At 65.1% G+C, this 12,477-nt stretch carries 10 protein-coding genes and 1 tRNA gene; 5 read left to right on the forward strand and 6 right to left on the reverse strand.

The window, feature by feature from the left end:
• Positions 1-83: 83 nt before the first annotated feature.
• From dxs to ACYCVF_RS10695, 5 genes are all read right to left on the reverse strand, one after another.
• Positions 84-2,012 (reverse strand): 1-deoxy-D-xylulose-5-phosphate synthase, encoded by a 1,929-nt coding sequence (gene dxs / locus ACYCVF_RS10675; RefSeq protein WP_459602357.1) that lies wholly within the window; start codon positions 2,010-2,012, stop codon positions 84-86.
• A 599-nt stretch (positions 2,013-2,611) separates the two neighbouring features.
• A complete protein-coding gene (locus ACYCVF_RS10680) occupies positions 2,612-2,863 on the reverse strand; it encodes an exodeoxyribonuclease VII small subunit (protein WP_061021206.1) in 252 nt (83 codons plus the stop codon).
• A gap of 74 nt (positions 2,864-2,937) precedes the next feature.
• The gene (locus tag ACYCVF_RS10685; protein ID WP_459602360.1) at positions 2,938-3,867 is read right to left on the reverse strand and encodes a histone deacetylase family protein; all 930 of its coding nucleotides are present in this window, start codon (positions 3,865-3,867) and stop codon (positions 2,938-2,940) included.
• A 122-nt stretch (positions 3,868-3,989) separates the two neighbouring features.
• On the reverse strand, positions 3,990-5,648 hold the full coding sequence (locus ACYCVF_RS10690) for a bifunctional metallophosphatase/5'-nucleotidase (RefSeq protein ID WP_459602362.1): 1,659 nt from the start codon (positions 5,646-5,648) through the stop codon (positions 3,990-3,992).
• Between the two features lie 31 nt (positions 5,649-5,679).
• Positions 5,680-5,817, reverse strand: coding sequence for a hypothetical protein (locus ACYCVF_RS10695; RefSeq protein ID WP_459606552.1), 138 nt, complete (start codon positions 5,815-5,817; stop codon positions 5,680-5,682).
• Between the two features lie 346 nt (positions 5,818-6,163).
• On the opposite strand from ACYCVF_RS10695, the gene ACYCVF_RS10700 reads away from it, so the two are divergent.
• Complete coding sequence (locus tag ACYCVF_RS10700; RefSeq protein WP_459602366.1) at positions 6,164-7,405, forward strand: MFS transporter; 1,242 nt, start codon at positions 6,164-6,166, stop codon at positions 7,403-7,405.
• Between the two features lie 48 nt (positions 7,406-7,453).
• On the opposite strand, the gene ACYCVF_RS10705 is transcribed toward ACYCVF_RS10700, so the two are convergent.
• Positions 7,454-9,232 (reverse strand): acyl-CoA dehydrogenase, encoded by a 1,779-nt coding sequence (locus ACYCVF_RS10705; protein ID WP_459602368.1) that lies wholly within the window; start codon positions 9,230-9,232, stop codon positions 7,454-7,456.
• A 254-nt stretch (positions 9,233-9,486) separates the two neighbouring features.
• On the opposite strand from ACYCVF_RS10705, the gene ACYCVF_RS10710 reads away from it, so the two are divergent.
• The 4 genes from ACYCVF_RS10710 (at position 9,487) to ACYCVF_RS10725 (ending at position 12,476) form a co-directional block, all read left to right on the forward strand.
• A tRNA-Gln gene (locus ACYCVF_RS10710) sits at positions 9,487-9,561 on the forward strand.
• 90 nt (positions 9,562-9,651) lie between these two features.
• The gene (locus ACYCVF_RS10715) at positions 9,652-10,113 is read left to right on the forward strand and encodes an acyl-CoA dehydrogenase family protein (RefSeq protein ID WP_459602370.1); all 462 of its coding nucleotides are present in this window, start codon (positions 9,652-9,654) and stop codon (positions 10,111-10,113) included.
• A 140-nt stretch (positions 10,114-10,253) separates the two neighbouring features.
• The gene (locus tag ACYCVF_RS10720; protein ID WP_459602372.1) at positions 10,254-12,026 is read left to right on the forward strand and encodes an SDR family oxidoreductase; all 1,773 of its coding nucleotides are present in this window, start codon (positions 10,254-10,256) and stop codon (positions 12,024-12,026) included.
• A gap of 231 nt (positions 12,027-12,257) precedes the next feature.
• Complete coding sequence (locus ACYCVF_RS10725) at positions 12,258-12,476, forward strand: DUF6894 family protein (RefSeq protein ID WP_459602374.1); 219 nt, start codon at positions 12,258-12,260, stop codon at positions 12,474-12,476.
• The last annotated feature ends 1 nt before the right edge of the window (position 12,477 follow it).

Raw genomic sequence — 12,477 nt, forward strand, 5'->3', positions numbered from 1 at the left:
CCCCTCACACGGATCGCTTGCGCGATCCAGCCTCTCCCTGCGGAACCCTGCGGGAGAGGTGGAGTTCAGTGCCAGCATGACAACTAGGCCAGCTTGACCGTCTCGGTCTTCACATCCTTGCCGAGCGCCTCGAACACCTTGGCGACGATGCCCTTGGCGTCGAGGCCGGCGCGGGCGTACATCGCGGCCGGGGTGTCGTGGTCCTGGAACACGTCGGGCAGCACCATCGAGCGGAACTTGACCATGCCGGTGTCGAGCACGCCCTGGTCGGTCAGGTACTGCGCGACATGCGAGCCGAAGCCGCCGATCGAGCCTTCCTCGATCGTGATCAGGATTTCGTGGTCGCGGGCCAGCTTGAGCACCAGCTCGGTATCCAGCGGCTTCATGAAGCGCGCGTCCGCGATCGTGGTCGACAGGCCGTGGGCGGCGAGCTCGTCGGCGGCCTTCTCGCATTCGGCGAGGCGCGTGCCGAAGGAGAGCAGGGCGATCTTGCTGCCCTGGCGGATCACGCGGCCCTTGCCGATCTCGAGCGGAATACCGACTTCGGGCATCTCGATGCCGCGGCCTTCGCCGCGCGGATAGCGCAGCGAACTCGGACGGTCGTCGATCGCGACCTGGGTCGCCACCATGTGCACGAGCTCGGCTTCGTCGGCCGCCGCCATGATCACCATGTTTGGCAGGCAGCCGAGATAGGCATTGTCGAACGAGCCGGCATGGGTCGCACCGTCGGCACCGACGAGGCCGGCGCGGTCGATGGCGAAGCGGACCGGCAGACTCTGGATCGCGACGTCATGCACGATCTGGTCATAGCCGCGCTGCAGGAAGGTCGAGTAGATCGCGCAGAACGGCTTGTAGCCTTCGGTCGCAAGACCGGCGGCGAAGGTCACCGCGTGCTGCTCGGCGATGCCGACGTCGAAGGTGCGGTCGGGGAACGCCTTGTTGAAGATGTCGACGCCGGTGCCCGAAGGCATGGCCGCGGTGATGGCGACGATCTTGTCGTCCTTCTGCGCTTCCTTGACGAGGCTCTGGCCGAACACGTTCTGGTAGGCGGGCGCGTTCGGCTTGGCCTTGGCCTGGGTGCCGGTCGCGACGTCGAACTTGACGACCGCGTGGTACTTGTCGGCGGAGGCTTCCGCCGGGCCGTAGCCCTTGCCCTTCTGGGTCACGACGTGGACCAGGATCGGGCCTTCCTCCATGTCGCGCACGTTCTTCAGCACGGGCAGGAGATGGTCGAGATTGTGGCCGTCGATCGGGCCGACATAGTAGAAGCCGAGCTCCTCGAACAGCGTGCCGCCGTCCATCATGAAGCCGCGGGAATATTCCTCGACGCGGTTGGCGCGGTTGGCGAGGATCTTGGGCAGCCGCTTGTTGATCTGCTTGGCCGCATCGCGCAGCGTGCGATACGTCTTGCCGGAGTAGAGACGCGACAGATAGGCGCTCATGGCGCCGACCGGCGGCGCGATCGACATGTCATTGTCGTTGAGGATGACGATCAGGCGCGAGTTCATGGCGCCCGCGTTGTTCATGGCCTCATAGGCCATGCCCGCCGACATCGCACCGTCACCGATCACGGCGATAACGTTGTTCTTGCCGCCGGAGAGGTCGCGGGCGACTGCCATGCCGAGGCCGGCGGAGATCGAGGTCGAGGAATGCGCCGCGCCGAACGGATCGTAGTCGCTCTCGCTGCGCTTGGTGAAGCCGGACAGGCCGCCGCCGGTGCGCAACGTGCGGATGCGGTCGCGCCGGCCGGTGAGGATCTTGTGCGGATAGGCCTGGTGGCCGACGTCCCAGATCAGCCGGTCGCGCGGCGTATCGAACACGTAGTGGATCGCGGTGGTGAGCTCGACGACGCCGAGGCCCGCGCCGAAATGACCCCCGGTCACCGAGACGGCATCGATCGTCTCCTGCCGCAGTTCGTCGGCGACCTGGCGAACCTGCTCGACCTTGAGCTTGCGCAGGTCTTCCGGCGTCCGGATGGTGTCGAGAAGCGGCGTCTTACTGTATGCGTTCACGGCGATTTCCAATTTGTCAGCGCCGGAAGGTCATTCCGGTGCGCGATGGGTTTGCACAATATCGGCGCAGCGCGAGTCCTCAAACCGTCGGAGCCACCTGCATGGGGCAAGGCCCCGTCTTCAAGCTTAGGTAAGCTTAGGTGCGCTCCGGTTCAGTCTCTGTGATCCCTGTCACTTAGATCGGCTTCGTCCGTCCCAGCCAATTTCATCAGCAGTTTGAAGCGCTTGTTGTTGGTACTCGGTGCCCACGCAGCGCTTGCAAAAAGCCACACTCCGCGCAGCTTTACACCAAAGCTTGGGCCAAAGCCAACCCGCCGGACCGATCAGGGGTATGCAGGTGCAACCAGCGGGCCAGATTGGTTAACCTAGGTCGGCGAGGACGGGTTCCGGGTTTGCCCGGTTCCGTCGCAGGCTTTCTCGGCGGAATTGGATCTTTTCGTGCCACGGATGGCCGGATTCCGCCGCGTGGCTGCAACAGCAAAGCTGATGGAACCTGCGGCGCGTCAGTATGGGTGCCGCGTCATCATGCAAAAATGCAAGCCGGCCACGCCGGGCTGCGCATTACAGCGCACGCGCGGCGTGGGATCGGGAACCTTCCCTTACTGCACGTCGAGCGGTGCAGTGCCTGTGGGCTGACCACTGGCATCGGTGGTGATCTTGTCGACGCGCGCCTCGGCCTGACGCAGGAGCTCCTCGCAGCGGCGCTTGAGGGCTTCACCGCGCTCGTAGATCGTCACGGATTCCTCGAGCGGCACCTTGCCGTCTTCGAGCCGCTTCACGATCGTCTCGAGTTCCTCGATCGCGCGCTCGAAGGTGAGCCTGGAGACGTCGACTTGGGTATTTTCGGCCATATCCGTTTCCGATTGCCCGACTCGCTTTCCTTGCAGTGAAGGCGGGTTTTGCGGGCTTAATGTGGCGGGCGTCGTCAGGCACCCATCAAGGCGCCGACATGCGCCGTAACAGATTCTTTCAGTCCTTGCAGGTCATAGCCCCCCTCGAGCACCGAAACAACGCGGCCGCCTGCGGTCTTGTCGGCGAGGTCCATCAGCTTGCGCGTCACCCAGGCATAGTCCTCGGCGCGCAGGTTCAGCGAGGCGAGGGGGTCGCGGTAGTGCGCGTCGAAGCCGGCGGAGATGACGATCAGCTCGGGGCTGAATTTTTCGAGCTGCGGCAGGATCAGATGCTCGAATGCGGAGCGGAATTCGGGGCCTCCGTCTTCGGAAGCGAGAGGCGCGTTGACGATGGTGTCGTGATCGCCACGCTCGCTCTTGGCGCCGGTGCCTGGAAACAGCGGCATCTGGTGCGTCGAGCAGTACATCACGGTCGGATCCGACCAGAAGATGTCCTGCGTGCCGTTGCCATGATGCACGTCGAAATCGACGATGGCCGCGCGCTTGATGCCGAATTTGCGCTGCGCGTGGCGCGCGGCGATGGCGACATTGTCGAAGAAGCAGAAGCCCATCGGCTTGCCGATCTCGGCGTGATGCCCGGGCGGGCGTATCGCGACGAAGGCGTTGCGATGCTCGCCATTCATCACGGCTTCGGTCGCCGCGACAGCTCCGCCGACGCCGCGCATCACCGCTTCCCACGTGCCCGGCGACATCGAGGTGTCGCCGTCGATATAAACCTGCCCGCTGGTCGGGGCGATGTGGCGCAACTCGGTGACGTAATGTTCGTTGTGACAGAGCGTGACGAGATCGAGATCGCCCTCCGGCGCCTCGTCGCGCGCCAGGAACTGGAAGCGCTCCTGCGACAGGGCTTCTTCCACCGCGCGCAGACGGTCTGGTCTCTCGGGGTGTCCCGGCGGCGTGACATGGTCGAGGCAGGCCTTGTGGGAAAGGAGAAGCGTGCTCATCAGGTCGGCCTCATGGGATCCGGGCTTTTGACGTCGTTGGCGTACCCGGCGCCAAAACGCAATGCAATTCCCAATCTAAGCGCTCGGTCGGGAATGGCAAAGGGCCGCCCGTTTGATCCGGATCAATTCACGCGCAGGATGCGGGTGAGCGGGAGCGGGCCGATCGGCCCGTGCGCCCTGAAGAACGCGAACAGCGCATCCGCGTCGTAGCCGCCATATTGCAGCGCCGTGCCCTGTTTGGCGACGGTGAAACCGTCTCCGCCGACGGCGAGGTAATCGTTGAGCGTGACGCGGTACCCGCTTCCAGGTTCGATCGGCCTGCCGTTGAGCGTCATCTTCTCGGGAACGACGTGCTCGCCGAATGGCCTTGATGCATCCCAAGTATAGCTGAATCCGTTCGAGACCTGGAGAATCCGCGGCCGCTTCGGATCGAGCCATTGCTGCTCGAGCATGTCCTTGAGCTGGCCGCCAGTCAGCGTCAAGGTGACGAGCCGGTTGCGGAACGGCTGGCTGGCGAAGACATCGCCGAACGTTATCAAGCCATTCTCCTTCGGAACGATGTCGGTGCGGATGCCGCCGGGATTGGTGAGCGCGATGACAGCGCTGCCGTTCTTCGGGTCGCGGGTCGCGAGCAATTGCGCGTCGGCAATGATATCGCCAAGCGCGCTTTCGCCGGCCTCGTTCGGCACCCGCGACAGCGTCTGCGTCACCGACCCGGCCGGCCGGTTGGCGATCGGCGCCGAGAGCTTGTCGTAGGCGTCGATCAATGCGGTCTGCTCGGGGTCCTTGGCCAGTGAAGCATTGGCGACGATGACATTCTCGGCTTTGGCGCTGACGATGTCGCGCGTCGCCGGATCGAGCCTGAGGTCGATGGCGGTGACCAGCGTTCCGTATTTGTCGCCGCTGGTGACGAGCCGCCCGTCGATGTCGCAGACATAGGCACGGTGCGTGTGGCCGCTGACGACGACGTCCACGGCACGATCGAATTTCTTGACGATGTCGACGATCGGCCCCGCAAGCCCCGGGCATTCATTGTAGTCGCCGGCGGGCTCGCCGCCCTGGTGGATCAACACCACGATCGCTTCGACGCCAGCCGCCTTCAGTTGCGGCACGAGCGCGTTCACCGTCTCGGCCTCGTCGCGGAATTCGAGCCCGGCAATGCCCGATGGCGAGACGATGCCGGCGGTCTCCTTCAAGGTCAGTCCGATGAAGGCGACGGGAATGCCTTCGAATTCCCGGATCTCGTAGGGCGGCAGCACGCTCCTGCCTGTCGAGGTCTCGATGGTGGAGGCCGCGAGATAGCGAAATTTGGCGCCCGTGAAGGGATGCGGTCCCTGGCAGCCGTCGACCGGATGGCAGCCGCCGTTCTGCATCCGCAAGAGCTCGGTCCTGCCCTCGTCGAATTCGTGATTGCCGACCGAGCTGATCGCAAGGCCCATCATCGAGAGCGACTCGATCGAGGGCTCGTCGTGGAACATCGCCGACAGGAACGGGCTCGCGCCGATCAGGTCGCCGGCCGCGACGAAGATGGTGTTCTTGCGCCCCTCCCGCAGCTGCTTCACCAGCGTCGCCATGTATTCTGCGCCGCCGGCCGCCACCATGACCTTCTTGGCCTTGTCTTCGGGGTCTTCGATGCGGATGCCGCCCGGCGGCGGACGCAGATTGCCATGAAAATCGTTGATCGCGAGGACGCGCAGCTCGACCGTGGCCGCGGTCTGGGCGGAGGCGGGGAGGGCGGCGAGGACGGCGAGGACGGCCAGGATCGGAAAGACGTATCGCATGGGACAAGATTAGACGTAGCGCGCGAAGATTTCACGATGCTTTGTCGTGAACGCGCGTGTCGGCACACATGAAATCCTCGATGTCCGCGGCAACGAGGGCGGAGCCGCCGGCGACGATCATGTGACGGATATCGGCGTTGCTCCGCGCGGTGTCGATCGCGCGGCTCATTTCCCGATACATGTCCCGGTGATGGCGCTTTTCCTGCCGGGGCGGCGCAGGGTGATCATGCGCGTTCCCCGCTCTTCGGTGACGACGATATTGCCGTCCGGCATGAGCCTCCTGCGTGCACCGCGACGCTTGCCGCTCGCAGGCCTTGCGAAGCATCAGCCTCTATCATCTCGCAGGCGTACCCAAGCGCCCGCTCATCTTTTCGGCGCCGCATTGCCCAAGGGTTCGGCGCACGACACCGGCTGATGGCGCGTGGCGCAACAAATGGCTACAATGTTTCATTTGAAAAACCGGTGGTTGTGGGGCACGATCTGGCGCCCGCTCCATTTGGCCGACTGCTCGATCGATGATTGCCGCAACCCGGATTGACGAATCCTCGCCGCACTATCGCGGCTGGCGTGTCGTGCTGGCCTGCTTCATGATGGCCTTCTTCATGTTCGGGTTCGGTCTTTACGGCCAGGGTGTCTATCTTGCCGAGCTCCAGCGCGCCCATGGCTGGCCGGGCACGCTGATTTCCGCGGCCAGCACCTTCTCGTTCGTCCTGACGTCCGTGCTCGTCATCTTCACCGACGATCTGCTCGAGCGCATCGGGCTGCGCTGGCTGATCCTGTGCGGCCTGTCGGCGCTCGGCGCTTCGACCGCGCTGCTGGCGCTGATGCAGACGCCCTGGCAGCTCTATCTTGCTTACGCGCTGATGTCCGTCGGCTGGACCGGCATGGGCACCGTGGTGATCGCGACCCTGCTGAATTCCTGGTTCGAGCGGCGCCGCGGGCTCGCGCTCAGCCTTGCCTTCAATGGCGCGACCTGCGGCGGTATCATCCTCGTCCCGCTGCTGCTGTCGCTGAGCGGTAGCATCGGCTTCCGTTCCGCGATGCTGGCGGCCACGCTCGCGATGATGGTTCTGGTGCTGCCGGTGGTCGTGATCTTCATCGGCTGGCCTGACGGGATCTCGCTCAAATCGGGCGGACGTCCGATCGCCGGCGGCGCGGCCGCACCAGGCCATTCGCGCAAGGCGCTGCTCGCCAACGCTGCGTTCTGGACCATGGTGCTGCCGATCGCGATGGCGCTGCTGGCGCAGATGGGATTCATCATTCACCAGGTGACCTTTCTCGAGCCGCTGATCGGCCGCTCCGCGGCAGGGCTCGCGGTCACCATCATGGCGGCGATGGCGGTGGTCGGGCGCCTCTCGCTTGGCCTGTTCGTCGACCGGCTCGATCCGCGCCTCGCCTGCGCTGCGTCGATGACGAGCCAGGCGGCGGCTTTGTTCGTGCTTCTCCAAGGCACGAGTCCGACGGTACTGCTGGCCTGCTGCGCCGTCTACGGCTTCTCGATCGGCAACATGATCACGTTCCCGCCCTTGATCATCCAGCGCGAGATCGGCTCTACCGCCTTCGCTGCCGCGATGGGATTGGGCACATCGATCAGCGGCGTCGTCAGCGCCTTCGGCCCGGGCATCGTCGGTCTCGTGCGGAGCTTTACGGGCAATTACACCACGGCGTTCGCGCTGTGCGTCGTGCTCGATCTCGTCGCGGCGGGCATCGTGCTGTGGAGGCCGGGGAAGAGCTTAGCCCGAATCTCCGCAAGCTAAGGAGAAGGCTCGTGCAAGACATTCGATGTCGTGGCGAGCAGCTCCGACTTACCCCAGCAGCACCGCATCCGCGGCCGCGACCGACTCCGCGCTCTCCGTCACGGTGCGTTCGAGCGCGGGTGCCTGCACCGTGATGTTCTCGGCAAAGAAGCGCGCGAGCGTGACGTAACGTGCAGCGTCCGCATTGCCGTCGGCCTTGGCGGCGAGCGCCTCGGCGGCGAGCAGGCAGCCGCCGAGCGTCGAGCCGAACTGCTGCAGATAGGGCGTCGCTCCCGCGAGCGCCTCGTTCGGGGCGGCGGCAACGCGCTCCAGGAGCCATTTGCTGGTGCGCGTGAGCGCCTCGATCGCCTCGCGCAGCTTCGCGCCCGTGGTGCCAAAACCGGGATCGTTGGAGGCCTCGACCTGGCTGACGGTTGCCGAGAGCTCGTCGAGCAGCGCCCACACAGACGCGCCGCCATTGGCCGCCAGCTTGCGCGTGACGAGGTCGATCGCCTGGATGCCGTTGGTGCCCTCGTAGATCGCGGTGATGCGGGCGTCGCGATAGTGCTGGGCCGCGCCGGTCTCCTCGATGAAGCCCATGCCGCCATGCACCTGCACGCCGAGATAGGCGACCTCGTTGCCGATGTCGGTGGAATAGGCCTTGGCCATCGGCGTGAGCAGTGCCGCGCGTGCTGCCGCATCTGCGCGCACCTTCGGGTCCTTGGCGCGCGTCGAGACGTCGATCGCAACCGCGGTCGCATAGCAGATGGTGCGCGCGGCCGCGGTCTGCGCCCGCATCCGCATCAGCATGCGCTTGACGTCGGGATGCACGAAGATCGCGTCCGAGCCGTCGCCCTTCTTGCCGACGGCGCGGCCCTGCTTGCGCTCCTGCGCATACGACAAGGCCTGCTGATAGGCGCGGTCGGCAACGCCGACGCCCTCCAGGCCGACGCCGAGGCGGGCCTGGTTCATCATCGTGAACATGCAGCGCATGCCCTGGTTCTCTTCGCCGATGAGAAAGCCGATCGCGCCGCCATGATCGCCCATGGTCATGGTGCAGGTCGGGGACGCATGCATGCCGAGCTTGTGCTCGACGCCGGAGGCGAAGATGTCGTTGCGCTGTCCGAGCGAGCCGTCTGCATTGACCATGAACTTCGGCACGAGGAACAGCGAGATGCCCTTGGTGCCGGCGGGCGCGTCGGGCAGGCGTGCCAGCACGAAATGCACGATGTTGTCGGTCATGTCGTGCTCGCCATAGGTGATGAAGATCTTCGTCCCCTTGATGCGATAGGTGCCGTCGGCCTGCTTCTCGGCGCGGGTGCGTAGCGCGCCGACATCGGAGCCGGCCTGCGGCTCGGTCAGCTGCATCGTGCCGGTCCATTCGCCGGAGACGAGCTTTTCGAGATAGATCTTTTTCAGCTCGTCGCTGCCATGCGCGTCCAGCGCCTCGATCGCCGAGGCCGTCAGCAGCGGGCAGAGGCCGAAGGCGACGTTGGCGGCGCTCCAGATCTCGGTGCAGGCTGCATTGATCGCGATCGGCAGGCCCTGGCCGCCGAAATCCTCAGGCCCGGATACCGCGTTCCAGCCGCCCTCGGTCCAGCGCTTGTAGGCGTCCGGCCAGCCCGGCGCGGTCGTGACCTTGCCGTCGCTGAGCTTGATGCCGTGCTCGTCGCCCACCTTGTTGAGCGGTGCCAGCACGTCCGAAGCGAACTTACCGGCTTCCTCCAGGACGGCGGCGGCGAGGTCGGCGTCGAAATCGCCATAGTGCCCGGCCTCCACCGCGGCCTTGAGGCCCGCGCCATGGTTGAGCGACAGCAGCATGTCAGAAATTGGCGCGCGGTAGGTCATGGCTCACTCCCCGAGAACGGATATTGCCGCCGTATTCTCACGAAACGGGGGCGGTCTCAATGGCCGGAGGCGGGGCGGGGCCGGGAACGACCTCGCTGCGGGGCGATGTGATAAGAGTGAAGCGTGGCCGATCCCGGGCCTGCGGTATTTTGCCCCTCCGGGCGGTTGAAATGCCGCGTCTCTCCCTATAGACCGGCTGCGACTGGACAGAATCCGCGGTAGCCCGATCTTCCGCCATTCCGTCGGTCGCCTGATGGGGCGTAGCCAAGCGGTAAGGCAGCGGATTTTGATTCCGCCATTCGGAGGTTCGATCCCTCCCGCCCCAGCCAGATTGGCCGCCCAGCCTGAAATCACTCACGAAACCGGCCTGGCCGGGGAGCTGCTGCACGGCTCTGCGACACATCACTGCTGCACAGGGTGTGTTTTGCGATGGCGGCCCACATCTTCCGCCGGGAAGCCGTGTATTGCTGACGGCGCCGACCCCCCAACGCGACCAGCTCCGTGGTCGCGTCTCGCGTGCTTTCACATCCGGGCGGCCAGAATGGCATAGCCATGATCGTTCCGCTCATGCATTCGGCAACGAGCAGCAGCCGTCAGCGCTTCTTTCCCGAGATCGCCAGGGGACGCATGCTTGCGGCGGTGCGATTACCGAGCCGCAATCCGGCTCGGATGTCGGCAGCATGAAAACTCGGGCGGTGAGGGACGGAGGCTGCTACGTTCTAAACTGCGAGACATGTTTTACTACTTTAGCTCCGGTTGCTGACTGGCATTCGCACGCGTCGGCGATATCTCGGGCGGCATGCGCAACATCAGCGCTTTCATCCTGGACGCCAGGTCGCCCGGGCTCACCTTCGGCAAGAACGAGCGACAGCTTGGGCTAAATGGCATGCCGAATGCTCCCGTGCATTTGGAGGCAGTCCCCATCAGCAGGCCCGCGGGTCGGCCGCGCACTTAATCCGGCTTCCTAGGAACGAGCGTCGCTCCCGCGGCTTGAGCAAAGGTCTCGTGATGGAAACCGCTCATGCAAAGTCTCGATAGCGCTTCGTCGGTCGCCGGCCTCGCTCGGGTGACAGATGACGTCTGGATCGTCGATGACAAGCCAATCAATGCCGCCGGTCTGGAATTGCCCATCCGCATGGTCGTCGTGCGGCTGTCCAATGGTGATCTGGTGCTGCATTCGCCGGTGCGATATTCCCCGGCGCTGCGTCACGAACTGGAGCGGTTGGGGACGATAAAATTCTTGTTGGCGCCGAATATCGCCCACTGGATGTTCCTCGCCGACTGGCAACGGGAACTGCCGCAAGCGAGGACGTTCGTCGCCCGCGGCCTCTCGCAGCGCAGGCAGGTTCGCGCGGCAGGGATTCGCATCGACCGCGAGCTGGGAGACGTCACGCCCGAGGAATGGAGCACCGATCTCGAAACCGTTTCGGTGAATGCACCGATGTTCTGCGAGATCGAGCTGTTCGACAAGCGCAGCCGAACGCTGATCCTGACGGATCTCGTACAGAACCTCGACTCCGATCATCTCAGCGCCCCCAACGAGGCTGCGGCGAACCTGCTCGGGGTTGCCAAGCCGGACGGCAAGGCGCCCGTGTACCTTCGTCTTCTGCTGCGCCTCGGCGGCCGCTCGGTCCGTTCCGCCGCCGAGCGGCTCGTGAGCTTCGCCCCGCAGCGTGTGATCTTCGCGCATGGCGACTGGTTCCAAACCGATGGCACCGAGCGCCTGCGGCGATCGTTGTGCTGGCTTGTTCCTGCAGATGTTGCGCGACGTGAGCAGGGCCAGATGGCCGGCACGCGTGTCGTTGTCACCGGCGCTTCCAGCGGCATCGGCCGGGCAACGGCGCTGGCGTTTGCCCGCAAAGGTGCAAGCGTGATCCTGGCAGCGCGCCGTGATGAGATCCTGACGCGCCTTTCGGCAGAATGCGAGGCCTCGGGCGGCCGGGCGTTGGCCATCCCGACCGATGTCACCGATGCCGCGGCCGTGCAGCGATTGGCGAAGCAGGCCGAAGCTGCCTTCGGCGGCATCGACGTCTGGATCAACAATGCCGGCACCGGCGTTTTCGGGGCCTATCAAGACGCGGATATCGCCCTTCATCGCCAGACGATCGAGGTCAATCTCCTCGGCACCATGCATGGCGCCTACGCGGTGCTGCCGATTTTCCTGCGCCAGAAGCGCGGCGTCCTGATCAACAACATCTCGCTGGGAGGCTGGGCGCCGACGCCGTTCGCCGCGGCCTATACTGCGAGCAAGTTCGGTCTGCGCGGTTTCACTGCAAGCCTGCGCCAGGAACTCCGCGCGCATCCCGGCATCCACGTCTGCGGTGTCTTTCCGGCGATGGTCGATACGCCGGGTTTTGTCCATGGCGCCAACATGTCCGGTCGCACGCTCGATCCGGGGCCGCTGCTCTATCAGTCGGAGGACGTCGCCGAAACATTCGTTCGCCTCGTCCGCGCCCCTCGCGATGAGATCGCAGTCGGCTGGCCTGCGCGCGCAGGTCAGGCCGCTTACGCGATGGCTCCGCAGCTCACCGAGAATGTCTTGGGGGCGGCCTTCCAGTTCCTGCTGTCGCGTGCGCGGCCTGCACAGAGCAGCGAGGGCACCATGATCGAAGCCGGTCCGCAGGGCAGATCGGTCGACGGCGGTTGGCTGGCACGGAAGCAACTTCCACCGGCCGGCGTGATCAGCGCGGGCCTCGCAACGTTCGGGATTGCGGCTTGCGTCGCCGTGGCTGCTTCGCAGGCTCTTCGCACCCCCCGCAGGCCGGCGCGAGGGAGAGGGCGCCGCGCGGCATAGTTCGCTCCTGCTATTGTGTGCGGTCCGGCAGTGCATAGGCGCGAACGCAATCGCCGAGCCCGGTGCCGAACGAGTCGTGACCGCCGTCCACGGTGACGACGTATTGCTTGCCGCCGGCCTCGTACGTCACCGGCGTCGACTGGCTGCCGGCAGGGAGGCGATCCTCCCGATGCCGACCTTGCCACGAAGCTGCGACAGCGAGCGTTCCTGACCGGAAACTCGACGGGGAACGTGCCGCGCTATCATTTCGATTTGGTGGATTCCAAGACAGTGACCGACGAGGGTGGCGCCGAGCTGGCCGACGACATTCAGGCGCTGGATGTTGCTGAAGAGATTGCACGACGCCTTTCGAAAGAGCGGCCCGAACTTCGAGGGCGTCACTTCGCCATCCTCGTGACCAACCAGGATGGCGAGGTCGTCGGCCGGGTGCCTTCGGATCTTCTGCACTGAG

Source organism: Bradyrhizobium cedriense, from assembly GCF_054602315.1.